Raw genomic sequence first — 19,906 nt, forward strand, 5'->3', positions numbered from 1 at the left:
AGGGCGGCACGGGTGGGCGCAGCGGCACCCCGCTCCGCCGGGTTGCGGACCCACCTCGCCCCAGCACCAACGCCGAGCACCCCGCAACACCCGGCACCACCCCGACCTCACCCCAGCATCCCCCTCAGCGCATCACGCAACGCCACCCTCTCCCCCTCGGAGAGCCCCGCCAACGGCTCCCGAGCGAACCGCAGGGACTCCCGCAGACTCCGGGCCACCCGCCGCCCCTCAGCCGTCGCCGCCGCCACCTTCACCCTCCGGTCCGCGGGATCCGGCTGCCGTTCCACCAGCCCCCGCGCCTCCAGCCGGTCCACGATCCCCGTGACGTTGGACGGCTCGCACTTCAGCCGCTGGGCAAGCCTCCGCATGGGCAGCGGTTCGAGGCACAGCAGGTTCAGCAGCCGCGCCTGCGCCCCGGTGAGGGAGTGTTCCGCCGCCGCCTCCTCGTAGTCCTCGTGGAACCGGGCCACGACCTCCCCGATGAGCTCGACGACCTCGAGGGTCAGCGCGTCGGGGCGGGAGTCAGGGGTCGGTGTGGTGGAAACCATGACATCGAGGGTACCCGTTTATTTGACAACATGAAATTTCCAGGAGCATGGTTGTTTCAGTTACTGAAACATCCGCATCGAGCCAGTGAGGACAGGCGCATCATGACCGACACCCCCACCCTCCCCGCCGTCAGCCGCGAGTGGCACCTGGCGAGCCGTCCCGTCGGCTGGCCGAAGCCCGAGGACTTCGCCTTCGTCGAGGCGGAGGTCCCGCAGCCGGGCGAGGGGCAGGTCCTCGTGCGGAACAAGTACCTCTCCGTGGACCCGTACATGCGTGGCCGCATGAGTGACGCGAAGTCCTACGTCGCACCGTTCGAGCTGGGCAAGGTCATGCAGGGCGGTGCCGTCGGCGAGGTCGTGGCCTCCAACGTCGACGGGCTGGCCGTCGGGGATCACGTACTGCACTTCCTCGGGTGGCGTGAGTACGCCGTCGTGGCCGCGAAGAACGCCGTCAAGGTGGACCCGGATGCCGCGCCGCTGTCGACGTACCTCGGTGTGCTGGGCATGACCGGCCTCACGGCCTACGCGGGGCTGCTGCGCACCGCCGCCTTCAAGGAGGGCGACACCGTCTTCGTGTCCGGTGCCGCCGGAGCCGTGGGCGGCCAGGTCGGGCAGATCGCCAAGCTGAAGGGTGCCTCGCGGGTCATCGGGTCCGCCGGGTCCGACGAGAAGGTGAAGCTCCTCATCGAGGAGTACGGCTTCGACGCGGCCTTCAACTACAAGGACGGGCCGGTGAGCGAGCAGCTGCGTGCCGCCGCCCCGGACGGGATCGACGTCTACTTCGACAACGTCGGCGGTGACCACCTGGAGGCGGCCATCGGCTCCCTCAACCAGGGCGGCCGGATCGCCGTCTGCGGCATGATCTCCGTCTACAACAACACCGAGCCCGCCCCGGGCCCGAGGAACCTCGCCCGTCTGATCGCGACCCGCGGCCGGATCGAGGGCTTCCTGGTCGGGGACCACTACGACCTGCAGCCGGAGTTCGTGCGCGAGGTCGCCCCCTGGGTCGCCTCCGGCGAGCTGAAGTACCGCGAGACCGTCGTCGAGGGCATCGAGAACAACCTCGAGGCGTTCCTGGGCGTGCTGCGCGGTGAGAACACCGGGAAGATGATCGTCAAGCTCTGACGCCTTCTGTTGATTTTCGGCATGCGGTAAGTTTTTTCCGAATCCGCTCGGCCCGGGCGCGAGCCGCGGCGGACGAAGAGAAGGAACACAACCGCATGCCGATCCAGCAGTCCGACGTCCTGTACACCGCCGTCGCCACCGCCGAGAACGGGCGCGACGGGCGGGTGGCCACCGATGACGGCCGGCTCGATGTCGTCGTCAATCCGCCGCAGGCCATGGGAGGCAGTGGCGCCGGCACCAATCCCGAGCAGCTGTTCGCCGCCGGGTACAGCGCCTGCTTCCAGGGGGCCCTCGGTGTCGTCGCCCGTGAGACCGGTGCCGACCTCACCGGTTCGACCGTCACCGCCAGGGTGGGCCTGGGCAAGAACGGGGACGGGTTCGGGATCATCGTCGAGATCTCGGCTGATCTGCCGAAGGTGGAGCCGGGTGCCGCTCGGGCGCTCGTCGAGAAGGCGCACGAGGTGTGCCCGTACTCGAAGGCGACTCGCGGGAACATCACCGTGACGCTGGTCTGACCACAGTCGTTGCGTAGGCGGAGGCCGCGCCCTTGGACGTGGGGTGCGGCCTCCGTCCGTGCCCGGGGTCAGGCGGCGAGTGCCGCTCGGTGGATCGCCTGTGCCAGGCGGTTGTTCTCGGGGGCGGCCCCGCCGGGAAACGCGAAACGGCGGCGGGTGTAGCCGTAGGCGAGGCCGCTCCACGGGTCGGCGAAGGACTGCGAGCCGCTGGCGCCGCTGTGCCCGATCGTCCCGGCGCCGAGGAACGGGTGCCACGTGTCAGCCGTCGTCTGGAAGCCGAGGCCGAACGACTTGTGGGCACGTGCCACCAGGTCGTAGCCGACCGAGTGGAACTGGCCGAACTCCGCCACCGTGTCCGGCTTCAGCAGCGGCGCCTGCTCGCCCACCCCGCTGATCGCCGCCGCGTACATCCCGGCCAGACCCCGAGCCGACGCCACTCCGCCCACCGACGCCGGGCCCTTGGCACGGATCAGCGGCATGTTGGGCAGCGAGGCCAGATCGGTCGGTTCGCTCGCGTGACCGTTGAAGGCGATCGAGGCGAGCGTGTGCGGGCCGGTCGGCGCGACGTCGAGGAGGGCCTGCTGTTCCGGGGTCGGGGCCATCGGCTGGGTGGTGCGGAAGCGGGATTCCTGAGGGGCGGGCAGGCCGAGGTGGAAATCCAGGCCGTACGGGGTCCGGACACGCTCCTGGTAGACCTCCTGGAGCGTGCGGCCCGTCGCGCGGCGCACGACCTCGCCGGTCAGGGCGCCGCCGACCAGCGCGTGATAGCCGAACGCCGTGCCGGGGCGCCAGAACGGCCGCTGGTCGGCGAGGCGTTCGGCGAGCTGGCGGTCGTCGGCCAGCTCCGCCAGGCTGAAGCCGGTGTCCGTGCCGACCACGCCCGCCCGGTGCGCGAGCAGATCCCGCAGGGTCAGCTCGCCCTTGCCCTCGGCCGCGAACTCCGGCCAGTAGTACGTCACTTTGCGGTCCAGTTCGAGCGTGCCGTCCTGGACGAGGAGAGCCACGACCAGGCAGGCGGCGCCCTTCGTGGACGAGAACACGCCGTAGAGGGCGTCCGCCTCGGTCCCCGCCCACAGGTCCACGACCTTCCGGCCCCGCACGTAGGCGCACAGCTGGCCCTCGTAGTCGGGCCGTTCCCCGGCCACGAACGCGGCGAACTCCTCGCGCACCCCCTCGAAGCCGTCGGCTACGGTGCCGTGGATCTCTTGCGTCATCCGTTCTCCTCATCTGAACCGCTGTGTGCCACTGTGAACAATGCCCTCGCCACCTGCGGGAATTCCCCCTTCGGGTGGTCCCGGAAGAGGGGTTCGGTGCCGAACAGGACCGTCCTGCCGCCGCTGACCACCGAGGCCTGTCCCGCTGCCGCCGCGGGGCCGCCGGTGCCGTCCCGGAGGGGGCGCCAGTGCCCGGAGACGAGCGGGTTCCCGGTCGCGTACGACTGCTCCTCGCGCACACCCGGGCCGAGGTCGGTGAACCAGAGCGGGGCGTAGACGAAGGTGTGGGCGGGGGCGTCGTGCGTGATGCGGCCCTTGTTCGTCGTGCGTACGACGCCGTTGGCGTCCGGGTTGCCCTCGACCGGCTTGACGGCCAGCAGGTCCGCCGCCGTGTTCAGGGCCGCTCCTGTCGCGCCCCGGCCGACCAGGCCGTGTTCGTCGAGGAAGGCGTCCAGGGCCTTGCGGGCGGGAGCCGTGAGGGCGGCGTGGTCCAGGCCGGCGGAGACGAACAGCACGTCCGTGCCGGACCAGTCGAAGCCCGCGTTCAGGACCTCCGTCGAGACCGGTGTGACGTCGAAGCCCATCTCCCGCAGGGCGAACAGCTCACCCGGGGTGACGGCGGCGGCGACGCGCAGGCGGTGCAGGGGCGTCTCGCCCTTGAGCCGCGTGGCCGTGAAGGAGACGTCGTGCGTGCGGGCGGCGGCGAGCACCTCGCGGCGTGCCGACGCCGGGACGATGGCGCTGCCGTCCGCCGCCTGCCGGACCCGGACGCCCTGCCCGAGGAGGGAGTTGAGGGCCGCGATCTCGCGCGGGTCCGTCAGGCGCAGGCGGAGGCTGCCGTGCGCGGGCACCTGGGCGACGGGCGCGGCCTCGGTGACGGGGCGCAGGGGCGCGCCCCGCAGGCTGCCCGAGGTCACCCGCTCGACCGTGGCGCCCCACAGCCGGCCCAGGCTCCAGCCGGAGATGTCGTACATCACCGACACCTTGTCGCTGATGTCCCGGCCGTCGGCCAGCAGGACGTTCGCCATGCCGCGCTTGGGCTGGCGCAGATCGACGACGTACGAGCCCTCGGGGTAGGTCCGGCCCGAGAGGCGGAACGGGCGGGTGGCTCGGGTGACGCGGACGTCGTTGGCGAGGAGGTGGTCGACCAGGCGGGCGGCGGCCGGGGCCGAGCGCTGGGTGCGCGAGCCGCCGGGCGGGATGACGTAGGCGCGCGGGAAGTCGGTCGTGTAGACGTCCTCCGGGCCGATGCCGGGGACGCCGGGGACCGTCTTCGGTGAGACCGGCACCTGCGGGGCGCCGGCCGCGCCCCGGCGGAAGGTCTCGATCTGGTCGGCGACGAGGGTGGTGCGGTGCTCGCGGACGTGGTTCAGGGTCGCGCGGACGGCCGCGCCCGCCACGGCCGTGTTGACCGCCGAGCGGCGGCGCAGCTCCGGGACGGGGAGGGTGTCGTACTCCTCGTTGTTCACGGCCAGCGGGATCTCCACCGTGTGGGCGGCCACCGTGCCGTGGAAGGCCGCGTACTGCGGCGTGAAGATCGGCGGCCAGTCGTCCCAGCCCTCCTCTTGGTCGCGGAACGGGATCTGGGCCGGTTCCACGCCGTCCTTCGCGGGCGTGTAGCCGAGGGCGTTGACCGCCGACTCCATGCCGAGGGCGTTGGCGTAGGAGTTCTTCAGGAAGAGGTCGTACTCGTAGTTCTCGCCGTGCGGGGGAGTGGTGGGCTCGATGAGCGTGCCGTTGACGTAGCCGTGCAGGTCGAGCAGGACGGCCGGCTGCTTGTCCAGCTCGATCTGCCGCATCGCGCGGGTCTCGGGCTGGGAGGCCGTGACGAAGTCGCGGTTCAGGTCGAAGCCGTTCGCGTTGGCGCGGGTGCCGGCGATACGGCCGTCCGGGTTGGCCGTGATGTTGAAGTACAGCCGGCTGTGCGCGAGGAGGTCGCGGGTCTTCGCGTCCTTGGCCGTCGCGAGCTGCTCGATGACCTTCAGGGAGGCGTCCGTGCCCTCCCACTCGTTGCCGTGGATGTTGCTGTTGACGAAGACCGGGGCCTTGTACGCGCGCTTGATCTCGCGGGACTTCGCGGCGGTCGCGGGCGCGTTCTCGATCAGTTCGCGCATCCGCTCCTGGGCGCGGGCCTGGCGGGTGGTCTCCGGGGCGGTGACGGTGACCAGGTAGAGGCGGTGGCCGCCGGCCGAGCGGCCGGTCACCTCCACACTGACGCGGTCCCCCAGGCGTTGCAGGGCGTTCAGCTTCGGGGCGATCGCGTGGTACGGGGTGAGACCCAGCTTCAGGGACTTGTCGCCGGGGTTCGCCGGGTCGGGGGAGAGGACCTGGCGGCGGGGGTAGCCGCGGCCGGTGGTGCCGGTGGAGGCCTCGGCGGTCAGGGCACGTCTGGCGGCGCTCGCGGGTGCCCGGGCCGCACGGTCGTCGACGGCGGCGCCCTCCCGGGTGACGGGCTTCGGGTCCGCGCCGGCGGTGTGGGGGGTGAGCAGGGGTAAGCCCGCCGTCGCGAGGCTGAGGGTGACGATCAGTACAGGTCTCGCAGGAACGGTTCTCGTGGTGCGCACGCGTACCTCCTCCGGGGCTTCCTGAGATCGGTACGGCGAGGTGTACCGGTTCGACTCAACGGCAACAAGAGTGCGTTGGTGTCACCGATGACCCGGATGGCCCCTGCGGAGTGCGTTCGGGCCTGCCCGATAGGGTTTTCCCATGCGCGATCTCGGGGTGGGCTTCCAGTACCTGCTGAAGGGCCAGCGATGGGTGGCCCGGCACGGCAAGCAGTACGGCTTCGGGCTGCTCCCGGGCCTGATCACCCTGGTCCTGTACGCGGCGGCGCTGGTCGCGCTGGCGCTGTGGGGCCAGGACGCCGTCACCTGGGCGACACCGTTCGCCGACGACTGGTCGAGCCCGTGGCTCGGCCTCTTCCGCGGCTTCCTGACCGCCGTGCTGTTCGCCCTCGCCCTGCTCCTCGCCGTCGTGACGTTCACCGCGGTGACGCTGCTGATCGGGCAGCCCTTCTACGAGAACCTCTCCGAGAAGGTCGACCGGGACGTGTCCCCGGACGGCCACGCCCCCGAGTCGGGCCTGCCGCTCTGGCGCGAGCTGTGGATCTCCGCGCGCGACAGCCTCCGCATCGTGGTGCGGGCCGCCCTGTGGGGTGTGCTGCTGTTCGCCTGCGGCTTCATCCCGGTCGTCGGCCAGACGGCCGTACCGGTGCTCGGGTTCTTCGTCACCGGCTTCTTCCTGACCGAGGAATTGACCGCCGTCGCCCTCCAGCGCCGCGGCGTCGACCTGCGCACCCGCCTCACGCTGCTCCGCTCCCGCAAGACCCTGGTCTGGGGCTTCGGCACACCCCTGGCCGTGGCCTTCCTGGTGCCGGTCGTCGCGGTGTTCCTGATGCCGGGCGCGGTCGCGGGCGCCACCCTCATGGCGCGTGAACTGCTGGGCGAGGAGATCGATGAGGGCCGCGCGGGTGGCTCCGCCGAGGGCCACGGGGACGTCAGCGCTCTTCCGCAGCCGCCTTCAGGATGGCCCGCACCTGGGCGATGATGTCCAGCCGGTTCCGCACGAACTCCGGGTCGGTGACCTCGCTGGTGTTCCCGGAGCCGAACTGGAGCACGGGCGTGTGCACATGCCCGCCCGGCAGCCGGTCGTGCAGCCCCAGCCGGTCCCGCAGCAGCGTCGCCCGGTAGGCGATCTCGTTGGAGAGGTAGTCCCCGCCGCCGCCCGCGCGAGCGGTGGAACCGGGGGTCGGCCCGTTCGGGCGTACGACGGGCTCGGTGCCGCCCGCCGGGATCTCGGTGACGCTGGTGTTGTCGTACACGGGGAAGCGGCCGGTGTTCGCCGCGACGATCGCGGCGTACGGCAGTGTGGTCGTCGTCCACTGCGGCTGCGAGCCCGGGTCGGTGACGGGGACGGTCTCGGTACGGCCGATGTTGTCGTTGTCTCCGAAGCCGCCCCGCCAGGCCCCGTTGGTCCGCTCGATGTCGAACCGCCCGACCCGGCCCTGGCTGACCGTGGTGAAGAGGTCGACCTTCGGCAGATACGGCCGCAGCGTCCGCTCCACCGTCCCGTCCGTGAAGTCCTGCCAGCGCACCGGGAACACGGCCGTCTCGATCCGGGCCGGGCCGTCCGCCGTCTCGATCACCGTGCCGTCGAGGGCGAGCGCGGTGGCGCCGGACGGGTTGGAGATCCGGATGTCCCGGTCCAGGGTGAACGGGTCGAAGCCGGTGAGCAGGATCCGCTTCAGGCCCTTGCCGTGCGGGTAGCTCACGGCCGTCTGGCCGCGTGAGGTGCGCTCCAGTTCGTCGAGCAGCGCGGCCCGCTGTCCGTCCGTCAGGCCGAACTCAGGCTCCCAGGTGCGCACTTCACGCGTCATGCCCAGCCGCGCCCAGTACAGCGGCCGGTCGTCGTCCCGGCTGAGGTCACCGCCCGCCGGCCCACGCCCCTGCGCCCGGTCCACCGCACGGCGCCACAGCTGCGCCCCCTCGGCCGCGACGGCCCTGCGGGCCTCCCCGTACGAACGGGCCGCGTCCAGCGCCCGGGCCAGCCGCGGGGCCACCGTGTCGAACCCGGAGCGGCGCAGGATCTCCTGCGGGACCGCTTTCCCGAGCCGCTGCTCCTCGATGGTGGGAGCGGGGGCCGTCTCTGCGGCGCTCGCGGTCGTGGGGGTGGTGAGGCCGGTCAGCAGGGCGAGACCGAGGACGCCGAGGCGAACACGTATGGAGTTCAAGGAGGTTCAGGCCTTCCGTCACGGTGGGGGTGGTGCGGTGGCGTGGTGCCGGACGGCCGCAGTATCGCGTGACTGGAGTGATCTACGCCATGGGCGGAGCCGGGAGTTGGCGCTCAGTCGCCGCTCTCGCCCAGCAGCGTCAGGAAGTCCCGGAACGCCGACGGCATGTCCACCGACTCCGGGTCCAGCAGCCACTGGTACTGCAGGCCGTCCAGGATCGCCACGAGCAGCGGCGCGGCCCGCTCGGGGGTGAGGCCGCTCGGCAGGCGGTCGCCGTACTCGGCGCGCAGCACCTCGGCCATGCCGGCGCGGACCCCGACGTAGCGCTCCGTGAAGTAGGCGCGGGCCGGATGGTCCTCCGTGACGCTCTCGCCGAGCAGCGCCGAGAAGGTCTGGATGATGGCGGGCCGCATCGCGTTGTACTCGACCAGCGAGGCCAGCAGGTCCAGCCGGAGCCGCCCGGCGGGCATCGCGTCCCAGCGGTCCCGCTCCTGGAGCACCGCGACCAGCAGCGCCTCCTTCGTCGGGAAGTGGTGCAGCAGCCCCTGCTGGGTGAGCCCCACCCGCTCGGCGACCGCGGCCAGGCTCGCTCCGCGGTAGCCGCGCTCGGCGATCACCTCGAGAGCGGCCCGCACGATCTCCGCGCGCCGTTCCCCGCTCCGTGCCCTGGCCGTCATGGCGTCACCGTACGACATGACGAACGACCGATTGTTTCGAGAAGATAACGAAACCTACCGCATCACAGGTAACGCGGGCACGATGTCGGCATCCAGCGGCTTTCGACGTGGAGGTGCCGGCGTGACGGAGACAGCGGAAGTACGGCGTGAGGCGGCGGTCGAGGCGGCCCTCGGCAAGCTCGACCTGGACGCCAAGGCACGGCTGCTGGCCGGACAGGACTTGTGGAGCCTGCCCGCGCTGCCACAGGCCGGTCTGGCCTCGCTGGTGATGTCCGACGGCCCGATCGGCGTCCGCGGGGTGCAGTGGAGCGCCGACGACCCCTCCGTCGCGCTGCCCTCACCGACCGCCCTCGCCGCCACCTGGGACCCCGGCCTCGCGCACCGGGCGGGCGTGCTGCTGGCCCAGGAGGCCCGCCGCAAGGGCGTCCACGTCCTGCTCGCCCCCACCGTCAACCTGCACCGCTCCCCGCTGGGCGGCCGCCACTTCGAGGCCTACAGCGAGGACCCGTACCTGACGGGCCGGATCGGCACCGAGTACGTCCGGGGCGTCCAGTCCGGCGGCGTCGGCACCACCGTCAAGCACTTCGTCGCCAACGACGCCGAGACCGACCGCCTCACGGTGAACAACCTGGTGAGCGAACGCGCCCTGCGCGAGCTGTATCTGGCCCCCTTCGAGGCGATCGTCGAGAACGCCCACCCCTGGGGCATCATGACCGCCTACAACACCGTCAACGGCACGACCATGACCGAGCACCACTACCTCGTCAACGAAGTGCTGCGCGGCGAGTGGGGCTTCGACGGGATCAACGTCTCCGACTGGACGGCCGCCCGCTCCACCACCGGCGCCCTCGCCGGCGGCCTGGACATCGCGATGCCCGGCCCGCGGACTGTCTACGGCGAGGCCCTCGCACAGGCCGTGCGGGACGGCGAGGCCGACGAGGCCCAGGTCGACGAGGCCGTCCGCCGCGTCCTGCGCCTCGCCGCCCGGGTCGGCATCCTGGACGGCGCCGAACCGGTCGTCACCGAACCGCCCGCGACCGTCGACGGCGAGGCGCTCGCCCGCGAGATCGCCCGCCGCTCCTTCGTCCTCGTCCGCAACGAGAGGGGCGCGCTGCCGCTGAAGCCCGGCCGGGTCGCCCTGATCGGCGCCGCCGCCCGCGACGCCCGCGTCCTCGGCGGCGGCTCCGCCACGGTCTTCCCCGCCCGGACCGTCTCCCCGCTCGAAGGCCTCACCGCCGCCCTCCCCGACGGCGGTCTCACCTACGCCCTCGGCGCCGACCCGAACACCGAACTCCCCGTCGCCGACCCGGGCTTCGAACTGCGCGCGGTCTGCCGCGACAGCGACGGCACCGTCATCGGCACCCGCTCGGCCCCCAGCGGCCACATCATGTGGATGGGCGCCGACCTGCCCGACGGCGTCACCCACGACACCCTGCACAGCGTCGAACTGACCGGCACCTTCACCCCGCGCGAGACCGGCACGCACACCTTCGGCTTCAAGGGTCTCGGCCCCTTCAGGCTGACCGTCGCGGGCACCGTGTACTTCGACGACGTCCAGCGCCCCGCCGAGGACGGCGACCCCTTCGCCGCCTTCTTCGGCGCCCCGGTGCCCCACGCACGCGTCGAACTCACCGCGGGCGAACCGGTCGAGGTCTCCCTCACCTACACCGTCCCGCCGCCCGACGGCCACCCCATGCGGGTCATCGGCTTCACCCTCGCCCACCAGGACCCGCAGCACGACCCCGACGAGCTGATCGCCGAGGCCGCCGCTGCCGCCCGCGCCGCCGACACGGCCGTCGTCGTGGTCGCCACCACCGACCGTGTCGAGTCCGAGGGCTTCGACCGCAGGGACCTGCGCCTGCCCGGCCGCCAGGACGACCTGGTCCGCGCCGTCGCCGCCGCCAACCCGAACACCGTCGTGGTCGTCAACTCCGGCTCCCCGGTGGAACTGCCGTGGCGCGACGACGTCGCCGCCGTGCTCCTGAGCTGGTTCCCCGGCCAGGAGGGCGGCGCGGCCCTCGCGGACGTGCTCACCGGCGACCGGGAGCCCGGCGGCCGCCTGCCCACCACCTGGGGCTCCCTGACCGACGCCCCCGTCACCCAGGTCGTCCCGGCGGACGGCGAACTCCCCTACGACGAAGGCGTCTTCATCGGCTACCGCGCCTGGGAGCGGCAGGGCCGCACCCCCGCCTACCCCTTCGGCCACGGCCTCGGCTACACCGAGTGGACCTACGAGTCGGTCGAGGTCGCCGGGAGCGCCGAAGGGACCACCGCGAAGGTCCGCCTCCGCAACACCGGCGACCGCCCGGGCCGCGAGGTCGTCCAGCTCTACCTCGCCCCGAGCGAGCCCGACCCCACCCGTCCGGCGCGCTGGCTGGCCGGCTTCGCGAGCGTGGAGGCCGCACCCGGCGAGACCGCCGAGGCGACCGTCGAACTGCCGCGCCGCGCCTTCGAGAGCTGGGACGAGACGAACGCCTCGTGGTCGTTTGTGAAGGGTTCGTACGAGATCCAGGTGGCGCGCTCGATCGCCGACCGCAGGATCACCGCGACGATTAACGTCTGACCGGGACAAGTTCCCCACTGAGCAGCCCCGGTCCGGGACCTGACCCCTGGACCGGGGCTCGTGGGTCCCCGGGCCCGGGACTCAGCGGGTGCCGAACCCGTACACCGTCTCCGAGCGGAACACCTCGCCCGGCCGCAGCACCGTGGTCGGGAAGTCCGGCCGGTTCGGGGAGTCGGGGAAGTGCTGGGTCTCCAGCGCGATGCCGTCGCCGGGCGCGAAGGGCTCGCCCAGGTGGTCGGCGGTGTACAGCTGGAGTCCGGGCTCGGTCGTCGCCACCGTCAGCACCCGCCCGGACGCCGGGTCGTGCAGCTTGGCGACCTCCACCGGGACGTCCGCCACGCCCTTGTCGAGCACGAAGTTGTGGTCGTAGCCGGAGCCGACCTTGCGGGCCTCCCGGAAGTCGAAGCGCGTACCGGTCACGTCCTCCGGGCCGCCGGCCGGGATCAGATCCTCGCCCACGGGCGTGTACCGGGAGGCGGCCAGCCGCAGTTCATGGCCGCCCGCGTCGCCGGAACCGCCCAGGTTGAAGTAGCTGTGGTTCGTCAGGTTCACCACGGTCGGCGCGTCCGTGACGGCCTCGTAGGCGATCCGCAGCGCGCCGCTCTCCCGCAGCGTGTACGTCGCCGAGACCTCCAGCCGCCCCGGGAACCCCTCTTCGCCGTGCGGACTGATCCGGCTGAGCCGCACACCGTGCTCGACCGGGGCCGCGTCCCACACCCTCTTGTCGAAGCCGTGCGCCCCACCGTGCAGCGAGTTCGGCCCGTTGTTCGGTTCCAGGGCGTATGTTCGCCCGTCCAGCGGGAACCGGCCCCCGGCGATCCGGTTGGCGTACCGCCCGATCAGGGCCCCGAGGTAGGGCCCTGGGTGGGCGAGATAGCCCTCGAGATCCGGGAACCCCAGCACCACGTTCCCGGCCCGGCCCTCCCGGTCCGGCACCTCGACGGACTGCACGATCCCGCCGTACGACAGCACCCGCACCCGTACGCCCGCCCGCTCCAGGGTCCAGCGGTGCACCGGTGTGCCGTCGGAAAGTGTGCCGAAGAGTTCGTTCATGTGCGGAACTCTAGGGCAGGGCCATCGGTCAGCGGTCCTTCGCCGTGACGGTCCGGTATGCGATCTCCGCCAACCGGGCCTGCCCGTTCACGCTGGGGTGGAAGTAGTCCCAGCGGCTCAACTGAGCCGTGCCGAAGCGGTAGTCGTACACCGCGTTTCCGTCGTACCGGCACCGCTTGTCCTCGGCGCAGACCTCCTTCAGGACCTTGTTGTAGTCCTCCACCCGCTTCTGCACCGTGTCCCGCCGCAGGGTCGCCGCCGAGTCCAGGGCGTCCGCGTCACCCAGCATCGACGGGCAGATACCCAGCTGCCACACCTGCTTGCCCAACGGGCTGTTGCGGCCCTGCGACCACAGCCGCTTCAGGTTCGGCACGCTCGCCACGAACACCTGTGCCTTGGGCAGGGCTTCGCGCAGAGTGCGCAGCGCGTCCTCGAAGTCGCTGCGGAAGGCGGAGACCGGGGTCATCGCCGCCGGGGAGGACCGGCAGGCGTCGTTCGCACCGGCCATCACTGTCACCAGCTGCGGCTTCCGTCGCACCGCCTGGGTCATCTGCCCGGGCAGATCGGCCATCCGGGCCCCCGTCACGGCGTAGTTCCAGCTCCGCTCGGCGGCCTTGGCCCGCCCGAGCAGCCGGACGGCGAGAGAGTCGACCTGAGGGCTGGCGCCGGTCGCCCAGGACGCCTCCGGGCAGTCCTGCAGCACGTCACAGGCGTCGAAACCACGCGTGATGGAGTCACCGACGGCCGCGACGGAACTCGGGCTGCGGTCCCACAGGGGCGTGGGCCTGGGCGACGGCTTGGCGCTGGCTGACGGGGCGGGGGAATTGCCTCCCACGGCGTCACATCCCGTGACACCCAGGGCAGTCGCCACGGCCACGGCGGCAACGATCCGTGACCGGTGGCTTCGCTTCCGCATGCCTGTTCCATCCCCTCGCCGCGCCATGGCTGTCTCCCCACCCATTTACAACGCACGAGGGTTCCCGACCGATCAGGTGCAACGGCTCACACCCGTACAAGCGTCCCCCTGGGTGAATGGCGGGCGTTTCCCGGCACCTGGACCGACCGTACGTCACACTCCTTGCGCCACCGCACGGTAGCCTCGCCATCAACGTGACCCGCCCGGTCACAGCCGTTCCGCCCGTTCAAAGATGGTCCGCTCTGCCCGGAGGTTCCGGTGACGACACGTGGGGTTCTGTACATGCACTCCGCGCCGCGCGCGCTGTGCCCGCACGTCGAGTGGGCCATCGCCGGGGTGCTCGGCACACGCGTCAACCTGGACTGGATCCGCCAGCCCGCCGCGCCGGGCACCTGGCGCTCGGAGTTCTCCTGGCAGGGCCAGGCGGGCACGGCGTCGAAGCTCGCCTCCGCCCTGCGGGGCTGGCAGCTGCTGCGCTTCGAGGTGACGGCCGAGCCCTGCCCCACCGCCGAGGGCGAGCGCTACAGCTGCACCCCCGACCTGGGCATCTTCCACGCCGTCACCGGCATCCACGGCGACATCCTCATCCCCGAGGACCGCCTGCGCGCGGCCCTGCAACGCTCCCAGCGTGGCGAGACCGACCTGGAAGCCGAACTCAACAAACTCCTCGGCAAGCCCTGGGACGACGAACTGGAACCCTTCCGCTACGCAGGCGAAGGCGCCCCGGTCCGCTGGCTCCACCAGGTGGTGTAGACGCCTTTCTTTTAGGGGCGCGGGGCTGTTTCGATTTGCGGCTCCGCCGCGTGGGCGCGAACAACCCCCACCGGCCCGCACTCGGCACACCACGGACACCAAAACGGCGAATGGCCCGAACCCCCCACCCAGGGAGTTCGGGCCATTCAAACGCTCAGCGATCAAACCGTCCGAAACGCCAGCACAACATTGTGCCCACCGAACCCGAACGAGTCGTTCAACGCGGCGATCCGCCCATCAACCGGCAGCTTCCGAGCCTCACCACGAACCACGTCCGCGTTCGCCTCGGCCTCCGGATCCAGGTTCTCGACATTGATGGTCGGCGGAGCCACCCGGTGGTACAGCGCCAGCACCGTCGCCACCGTCTCGACACCACCCGCACCACCCAGCAGATGCCCGGTCATCGACTTCGTCGCGGACACCGCGAAGTGGTCGGCGTCGTCACCGAACACCTTCCGCAGCGCCTTCAACTCGGCGATGTCACCGGCCGGCGTCGACGTGGCGTGCGCGTTGACGTGCACGATCTCCGCCGGGTCCAGTTCGTTGCGCTCCAGCAGGTTCTGCAGGGCCTGCGAGATGCCCCGCCCCTCCGGCTCCGGCTGCACGATGTCGTGCGCGTCGGCCGAGATGCCCTGGCCGACCGCCTCGGCGTACACCCGGGCACCGCGCTTCGCGGCGTGCTCGGCGGACTCCAGGACGACGACACCGGCGCCCTCACCGAGGACGAAGCCGTCGCGGGCCACGTCGTAGGGACGCGACGCACCCTGCGGGTCGTCGTTGTTCTTGGACATCGCCATCATGTTGCCGAACGCGGCGATCGGCAGCGGGTGGATCGCCGCCTCCGTGCCACCCGCGACGACGACGTCGGCGCGGCCCGTGCGGATCATCTCGATGGCGTAGCCGATGGCCTCCGCGCCCGAGGCGCAGGCGGACACCGGCGTGTGCACGCCGGCCCGGGCACCCACGGCCAACCCCACGTTGGCCGACGGGCTGTTGGGCATCAGCATCGGAACGGTGTGCGGGGAGACGCGGCGGACGCCCTTCTCCTTCAGCACGTCGTACTGGTCGAGCAGAGTCGTCACGCCGCCGATGCCGGAGGCGATGACCGCGCCGAGCCGGTCCGGGTCGACGTTCGGGTCCTCGTCGGCGCTCGCTTCGAAACCGGCGTCGGCCCACGCCTCCTTGGCCGCGATCAGCGCGAACTGCGCCGAGCGGTCCAGGCGGCGGGCCTGCGGCCGGGGGATGACCTCGGTCGGCTCCACGGCGACCGGGGCCGCGATACGGACCGCCTGCTCGGCGGCCCACTCCTGCTCCAGGGGCTTGACGCCGGAACGTCCGGCGATCAGGCCCTCCCAGGTAGAGGCTGCGTCGCCACCCAGCGGTGTGGTTGCGCCGATACCGGTGACGACCACGGTGCGATTGGTCGGGCTCACGGGAATTCTTTCTCCAACGGATACGAGGATTAAGCGGCGCCACCGCCGGGTGGCGGGGCAGTAGGCCCAGGGCCTGGTCGGACGATCAGCCCTGGTGCTTGAGGATGTAGTCGGTCGCGTCGCCGACGGTCTTGAGGTTCTTGACGTCCTCGTCCGGGATCTTGACGTCGAAGCGCTCTTCGGCGGCGACGACGACCTCGACCATGGACAGCGAGTCGACGTCCAGGTCGTCGGTGAAGGACTTGTCCAGCTGGACGTCCTCAACCGGGATGCCGGCGATCTCGTTCACGATCTCGGCGAGACCGGCGACGATCTCTTCCTGAGTGGCGGCCATGTTGGCGCTCCTTCGTAGATATCCAGAGGGTGTGGCAGGTGTTTCCTTCGTGCCGGACCGCATGATCCGGCACGGAGTGCCTAGGGGAGGGTAACGACAGTCGCGGCGTAGACGAGACCCGCCCCGAAGCCGATGACGAGCGCGGTGTCGCCGCTCTTCGCCTCACCGGTCGCCAGGAGCCGCTCCATCGCGAGCGGGATCGAGGCGGCCGAGGTGTTGCCGGTGGTGCGTACGTCACGCGCGACCGTGACGGACTCCGGCAGCTTGAGTGTCTTCACCATCGAGTCGATGATCCGCTCGTTGGCCTGGTGCGGAATGAAGACGTCCAGGTCGTCAGCGGAGATGCCGGCGGCGTCCAGCGCCTCCTTGGCGACCTTCGCCATCTCGAACACGGCCCAGCGGAACACCGCCTGGCCCTCCTGCGTGATGGCGGGGAACTTGGCGACCTCGCCGGAACGGTAGTCCGTCCACGGCACGGTCTGCTTGATCGTCTCGGACTTGTCGCCCTCGGAGCCCCAGACCGTGGGGCCGATGGCCGGCTCCTGGGCCGGGCCCACGACGACCGCGCCGGCACCGTCGCCGAACAGGAAGGCCGTCGCCCGGTCCTCCAGGTCGGTGAGGTCGCTCAGGCGCTCCACGCCGATGACGAGGACGTACTCGGCTGAGCCCTCGACGATCATGCCCTTGGCGAGGGTGAGGCCGTAGCCGAAGCCCGCGCAGCCGGCCGAGATGTCGAAGGCGGCGGCCTTCGCGGTGCCGAGCTTGTCGGCGATCTCGGTGGCGACGGCCGGGGTCTGCTTGAAGTGCGAGACGGTCGAGACGATCACGCCGCCGATCTGCTCGGCGGAGATCCCGGCGTCGGCGATGGCCTTGCCGGACGCCTCGACCGACATCGCGGCGACGGTCTCCTCGTCGTTCGCCCAGTGCCGGGTCTCGATGCCGGAGCGCGAGCGGATCCACTCGTCGGACGAGTCGATCGTCTCGAGGATCACCTCGTTCGGCACGACCCTGGTCGGGCGGTACCCGCCGACACCGAGGATGCGCGCGTACGGGGCGCCCTTGCTGGGCTTGATCTTCGCCATGCGGACGGCTCCTTGGGGGCGGCGGTCAGGCGTGCTCGGCGATGAGCTCGCGAGCCGCGTCGAGGTCGGCGGGGGACTTCAGGGCCAGCGTCTTCACGCCGGGCAGCGCACGCTTGGCGAGGCCGGTGAGGGTACCGCCGGGGCACACCTCGATCAGGGCCGTGACGCCGAGCTCCTTGAAGGTCTCCATGCACAGGTCCCAGCGGACCGGGTTGGCGACCTGACCGACCAGACGGTCCAGCACCTCGGTGCCGGCGGCGACGGACCGCCCGTCCTTGTTCGAGACGTAGGTGACCCGCGGGTCGCCGGGCGTCAGGGCCTCGGCGGCCTTCGCCAGCGTGTCGACCGCGGGGGCCATGTGGTGCGTGTGGAAGGCGCCGGCGACCTTCAGCGCGACGACCTTGCGCACGCCCTCGGGCTTGTCCGCCTCAAGTGCGGCGAGCTGCTCCTTCGTACCGGCCGCGACGATCTGGCCCGCGCCGTTGATGTTCGCCGGGGTCAGGCCCAGCTTCTCCAGGTGCGGAACCGTCACTTCGGGGTCGCCGCCGAGAAGGGCCGCCATGCCGGTCTCGGTGACGGCGGCGGCCTCGGCCATGGCGAGCCCACGGGTGCGGACGAGGCGGACGGCCTCCTCGTGCGGGAGCACACCGGCGAGCGAGGCGGCGGTGAACTCGCCGACGCTGTGCCCGGCGATGGCGCCGACCTTGCGCGGCAGCTCGGCCGGGTCGTCGAACAGCGTGTACGCGGACGCCAGTCCGGCCGCGACCAGCAGCGGCTGCGCCACCGCGGTGTCGCGGATCTCCTCCGCGTCGGCCTCGGTGCCGTAACGGATCAGGTCGAGGCCCACGGCGTCGGACCATGCCTCAAGGGCACCGCGGACACCGGGGAAGTCGAGCCATGCGGACAGGAAGCCGGGCGTCTGGGCGCCCTGGCCGGGAGCGACGAGTACGAGCACTCTCACACTCTCTCTTGGGGACGGGCACGGCCGCCCGTGGGGACAGGGACGAAGAACACGAGGGGGTTTTGTCGGGCTCCGACAAAACCTTAGGGCTGGAGATCTCCATCGACCAGACGCCCCAGGATCAGAGCGATCCGCAGCGTGAAGGCAGAGCGTACATCGGAGGGTGACCATCCGGTGACGTCAGTCACACGTCGAAGCCGGTAGCGGACGGTGTTGGGATGGACGAACAGCATGCGGGCGGCGCCTTCGAGACTGCTCGCCTGTTCGAGATAGACGCTGAGGGTCTCCAGGAGCGCGGCCCCGGCCTCCTCCAGTGGTCTGTAGATCTCCTCCACCAGTTGCTCACGGGCCGAGGGGTCACCGGCGATCGCGCGCTCCGGGAGCAGGTCGTCGGCCAGGACCGGGCGCGGGGCGTCCTGCCAGGCAGAACCCGCTTTGAGCCCCGCCGCCGCGGCCTGCGCGGACCGGGTCGCGGCCAGCAGGTCCGGCACCACCGGGCCCGCCACGACCGGGCCGGCCGCGTACGGGCCGATGAGCGACTTGGCGACGGCCAGGGGGTTGTCGCTGCCGCCCGCGATGACCACGAGCCGGTCCCCGAGCACGCCGGTCAGCACCTGGAGCTTGGCGTGCCGGGCGGCGCGCCGGATGGCCTCGACCGTCAGTTCGGAGTCGCCGTCGGGTGCGGTGCCGAGTACCACGCACACGTGTTCGGGCGAGTTCCAGCCGAGGGCGGCGGCGCGTGACACGGCGCCCTCGTCGGCCTCGCCGCTGAGCACGGCGTTCACGACCAGGGACTCCAGCCGGGCGTCCCAGGCACCGCGTGCCTCGGCGGCCTGCGCGTACACCTGGGCGGTGGCGAAGGCGATCTCCCGGGCGTAGACGAGCAGTGCCTCGCGCAGCACGCTCTCGTCGCCGGGGGCCGCGACCTCGTCGATCGCGCTCTCCATGACCTCGATGGTGGTGCGCACCATCTCCACGGTCTGCCGCAGCGTGATCGCCCGGGTCAGCTCGCGCGGCGCGGTTCCGAACACGTCGGTGGAGATGGCCTGCGGGGCGTCCGGCTGCCGGAACCACTCGGTGAAGGCGGCGATACCCGCCTGCGCGACCAGGCCGATCCAGGAACGGTTCTCCGGGGGCATGGCCCGGTACCAGGGCAGCGTCTCGTCCATCCGCGCGATGGCCTGCGCGGCGAGCGACCCGGACGACTCCACCAGCCGCTTCAGCGTCGCGGCATGCGGATGGGTGTCGTGTGTGGCGGCTGCGTTCTTGCTGGTTTCGGGTTCGGGCACGGGGACAAGACTGCCTTATCCGGACGGGAAGGTGCGTCGGCGGGTCTACGGTGGTTCGCGTGATGGACGTACGGCGCGCTGATGAGCGCTACCCCGGGGGGGAACCCGCCGCGGGGATCGAGACCTGGCACGCCTTTTCCTTCGGGCCGCACTACGACCCGGACAACCTTCGTTTCGGCGCGGTGATCGCCTGTAACGAGGAGCGGTTGGCGCCGGGGGCCGGGTTCGACGAGCACCCGCACAGCCACACCGAGATCGTGACCTGGGTCGTGGAGGGCGAGCTGACGCACCGCGACTCCACCGGGCACGAGTCGGTGGTGCGCCACGGGGACGTGCAGCGGCTCAGCTCGGCGGGTGGGGTACGTCACGTGGAGCGCAACGACGGCCCCGGCCCCCTGACCTTCGTGCAGATGTGGCTGGCCCCGCTGAGGCCCGGCGGCGACCCGTACTACGAGGTCGTCCACGGCATCGCCGACTCGACGCCCTACGCCGTCCCGGAGGCGGGCGCGATGCTGCACGTCAGGCGCCTCGCGGCGGGGGAGCGGACGGCCGTGCCGGACGGGGCGCACGCGTATGTGCACGTCGTACGGGGTGACGTACGCCTCGACGGCGAGGAACTGGGCGCGGGCGACGCGGCCCGCGTCACGGACGCCAAGGCCCTGGAGGCCGAGGGTATGACCGACGCCGAGCTGCTGATCTGGGAAATGTCCTAGG

General features: G+C 71.5%; 18 protein-coding genes. 6 read left to right on the plus strand and 12 right to left on the minus strand.

Going from position 1 to position 19,906, the window contains the following annotated elements; all coding sequences use genetic code 11:
- Nucleotides 1-107 precede the first annotated feature (107 nt).
- Nucleotides 108-548 (minus strand): MarR family winged helix-turn-helix transcriptional regulator, encoded by a 441-nt coding sequence (locus ACWIF2_RS28325; protein ID WP_454363621.1) that lies wholly within the window; start codon nt 546-548, stop codon nt 108-110.
- Between the two features lie 102 nt (nt 549-650).
- Between ACWIF2_RS28325 and ACWIF2_RS28330 the strand changes: the two genes are divergently transcribed.
- Together ACWIF2_RS28330 and ACWIF2_RS28335 are read left to right on the plus strand one after the other, a co-directional pair.
- A complete protein-coding gene (locus ACWIF2_RS28330) occupies nt 651-1,673 on the plus strand; it encodes an NADP-dependent oxidoreductase (protein WP_454363623.1) in 1,023 nt (340 codons plus the stop codon).
- A 95-nt stretch (nt 1,674-1,768) separates the two neighbouring features.
- Nucleotides 1,769-2,188 carry an organic hydroperoxide resistance protein gene (locus ACWIF2_RS28335; RefSeq protein WP_454363625.1) on the plus strand — a complete coding sequence of 140 codons (420 nt, stop codon included), beginning with the start codon at nt 1,769-1,771 and terminating at the stop codon, nt 2,186-2,188.
- Nucleotides 2,189-2,256: 68 nt separating this feature from the next.
- On the opposite strand, the gene ACWIF2_RS28340 is transcribed toward ACWIF2_RS28335, so the two are convergent.
- Nucleotides 2,257-3,402: a serine hydrolase domain-containing protein gene (locus ACWIF2_RS28340; RefSeq protein WP_454363627.1), complete on the minus strand. Its 1,146-nt coding sequence runs from the start codon at nt 3,400-3,402 to the stop codon at nt 2,257-2,259.
- Nucleotides 3,399-5,966, minus strand: a complete 2,568-nt coding sequence (locus ACWIF2_RS28345) for a M14 family zinc carboxypeptidase (RefSeq protein ID WP_454363629.1) — start codon at nt 5,964-5,966, stop codon at nt 3,399-3,401. The genes ACWIF2_RS28340 and ACWIF2_RS28345 overlap by 4 nt, the downstream gene beginning before the upstream one ends.
- Nucleotides 5,967-6,108: 142 nt before the next feature.
- Between ACWIF2_RS28345 and ACWIF2_RS28350 the strand changes: the two genes are divergently transcribed.
- Entirely contained in the window at nt 6,109-6,948 is an 840-nt protein-coding gene (locus tag ACWIF2_RS28350; protein WP_454363631.1) for an EI24 domain-containing protein, read from the plus strand.
- On the opposite strand, the gene ACWIF2_RS28355 is transcribed toward ACWIF2_RS28350, so the two are convergent.
- Together ACWIF2_RS28355 and ACWIF2_RS28360 are read right to left on the minus strand one after the other, a co-directional pair.
- Complete coding sequence (locus ACWIF2_RS28355) at nt 6,899-8,131, minus strand: pyroglutamyl peptidase (protein ID WP_454363633.1); 1,233 nt, start codon at nt 8,129-8,131, stop codon at nt 6,899-6,901. The genes ACWIF2_RS28350 and ACWIF2_RS28355 overlap by 50 nt on opposite strands.
- Nucleotides 8,132-8,244: 113 nt before the next feature.
- On the minus strand, nt 8,245-8,826 hold the full coding sequence (locus ACWIF2_RS28360) for a TetR/AcrR family transcriptional regulator (protein WP_454363635.1): 582 nt from the start codon (nt 8,824-8,826) through the stop codon (nt 8,245-8,247).
- Between the two features lie 64 nt (nt 8,827-8,890).
- Here ACWIF2_RS28360 and ACWIF2_RS28365 point away from each other — a divergent pair, with 64 nt between their 5' ends.
- A complete protein-coding gene (locus ACWIF2_RS28365) occupies nt 8,891-11,371 on the plus strand; it encodes a beta-glucosidase H (RefSeq protein ID WP_454363637.1) in 2,481 nt (826 codons plus the stop codon).
- Nucleotides 11,372-11,452: 81 nt separating this feature from the next.
- Here ACWIF2_RS28365 and ACWIF2_RS28370 read toward each other — a convergent pair whose 3' ends face one another.
- Together ACWIF2_RS28370 and ACWIF2_RS28375 are read right to left on the minus strand one after the other, a co-directional pair.
- Complete coding sequence (locus tag ACWIF2_RS28370; RefSeq protein WP_454363639.1) at nt 11,453-12,424, minus strand: aldose epimerase family protein; 972 nt, start codon at nt 12,422-12,424, stop codon at nt 11,453-11,455.
- A gap of 28 nt (nt 12,425-12,452) precedes the next feature.
- Complete coding sequence (locus ACWIF2_RS28375; protein WP_454363641.1) at nt 12,453-13,340, minus strand: SGNH/GDSL hydrolase family protein; 888 nt, start codon at nt 13,338-13,340, stop codon at nt 12,453-12,455.
- 258 nt (nt 13,341-13,598) lie between these two features.
- On the opposite strand from ACWIF2_RS28375, the gene ACWIF2_RS28380 reads away from it, so the two are divergent.
- Complete coding sequence (locus ACWIF2_RS28380; RefSeq protein ID WP_454363643.1) at nt 13,599-14,093, plus strand: DUF3145 domain-containing protein; 495 nt, start codon at nt 13,599-13,601, stop codon at nt 14,091-14,093.
- A gap of 161 nt (nt 14,094-14,254) precedes the next feature.
- Here ACWIF2_RS28380 and fabF read toward each other — a convergent pair whose 3' ends face one another.
- From fabF to fasR, 5 genes are all read right to left on the minus strand, one after another.
- Nucleotides 14,255-15,526 carry a beta-ketoacyl-ACP synthase II gene (fabF, locus tag ACWIF2_RS28385; RefSeq protein WP_382584623.1) on the minus strand — a complete coding sequence of 424 codons (1,272 nt, stop codon included), beginning with the start codon at nt 15,524-15,526 and terminating at the stop codon, nt 14,255-14,257.
- Nucleotides 15,527-15,611: 85 nt separating this feature from the next.
- A complete protein-coding gene (locus ACWIF2_RS28390; protein ID WP_003989952.1) occupies nt 15,612-15,860 on the minus strand; it encodes an acyl carrier protein in 249 nt (82 codons plus the stop codon).
- Nucleotides 15,861-15,940: 80 nt separating this feature from the next.
- Nucleotides 15,941-16,942: a ketoacyl-ACP synthase III gene (locus ACWIF2_RS28395; RefSeq protein WP_382493005.1), complete on the minus strand. Its 1,002-nt coding sequence runs from the start codon at nt 16,940-16,942 to the stop codon at nt 15,941-15,943.
- A 25-nt stretch (nt 16,943-16,967) separates the two neighbouring features.
- Entirely contained in the window at nt 16,968-17,897 is a 930-nt protein-coding gene (locus ACWIF2_RS28400; protein ID WP_454363646.1) for an ACP S-malonyltransferase, read from the minus strand.
- 89 nt (nt 17,898-17,986) lie between these two features.
- On the minus strand, nt 17,987-19,192 hold the full coding sequence (gene fasR, locus ACWIF2_RS28405) for a fatty acid biosynthesis transcriptional regulator FasR (RefSeq protein WP_454363648.1): 1,206 nt from the start codon (nt 19,190-19,192) through the stop codon (nt 17,987-17,989).
- A gap of 62 nt (nt 19,193-19,254) precedes the next feature.
- On the opposite strand from fasR, the gene ACWIF2_RS28410 reads away from it, so the two are divergent.
- Nucleotides 19,255-19,905, plus strand: a complete 651-nt coding sequence (locus ACWIF2_RS28410) for a pirin family protein (RefSeq protein WP_454363660.1) — start codon at nt 19,255-19,257, stop codon at nt 19,903-19,905.
- The last annotated feature ends 1 nt before the right edge of the window (nt 19,906 follow it).

This window comes from Streptomyces sp. NPDC055506 (assembly GCF_053643595.1).

Excerpts from the sequence above, each read along its gene's own strand:
- ACWIF2_RS28325 (WP_454363621.1), bottom strand. The coding sequence starts at position 548 with ATGGTTTCCACCACACCGACCCCTGACTCCCGCCCCGACGCGCTGACC.
- ACWIF2_RS28330 (WP_454363623.1), top strand. The coding sequence starts at position 651 with ATGACCGACACCCCCACCCTCCCCGCCGTCAGCCGCGAGTGGCACCTG.
- ACWIF2_RS28335 (WP_454363625.1), top strand. The coding sequence starts at position 1,769 with ATGCCGATCCAGCAGTCCGACGTCCTGTACACCGCCGTCGCCACCGCC.
- ACWIF2_RS28340 (WP_454363627.1), bottom strand. The coding sequence starts at position 3,402 with ATGACGCAAGAGATCCACGGCACCGTAGCCGACGGCTTCGAGGGGGTG.
- ACWIF2_RS28350 (WP_454363631.1), top strand. The coding sequence starts at position 6,109 with ATGCGCGATCTCGGGGTGGGCTTCCAGTACCTGCTGAAGGGCCAGCGA.
- ACWIF2_RS28360 (WP_454363635.1), bottom strand. The coding sequence starts at position 8,826 with ATGTCGTACGGTGACGCCATGACGGCCAGGGCACGGAGCGGGGAACGG.
- ACWIF2_RS28365 (WP_454363637.1), top strand. The coding sequence starts at position 8,891 with ATGTCGGCATCCAGCGGCTTTCGACGTGGAGGTGCCGGCGTGACGGAG.
- ACWIF2_RS28370 (WP_454363639.1), bottom strand. The coding sequence starts at position 12,424 with ATGAACGAACTCTTCGGCACACTTTCCGACGGCACACCGGTGCACCGC.
- ACWIF2_RS28375 (WP_454363641.1), bottom strand. The coding sequence starts at position 13,340 with ATGCGGAAGCGAAGCCACCGGTCACGGATCGTTGCCGCCGTGGCCGTG.
- ACWIF2_RS28390 (WP_003989952.1), bottom strand. The coding sequence starts at position 15,860 with ATGGCCGCCACTCAGGAAGAGATCGTCGCCGGTCTCGCCGAGATCGTG.
- ACWIF2_RS28395 (WP_382493005.1), bottom strand. The coding sequence starts at position 16,942 with ATGGCGAAGATCAAGCCCAGCAAGGGCGCCCCGTACGCGCGCATCCTC.
- ACWIF2_RS28410 (WP_454363660.1), top strand. The coding sequence starts at position 19,255 with ATGGACGTACGGCGCGCTGATGAGCGCTACCCCGGGGGGGAACCCGCC.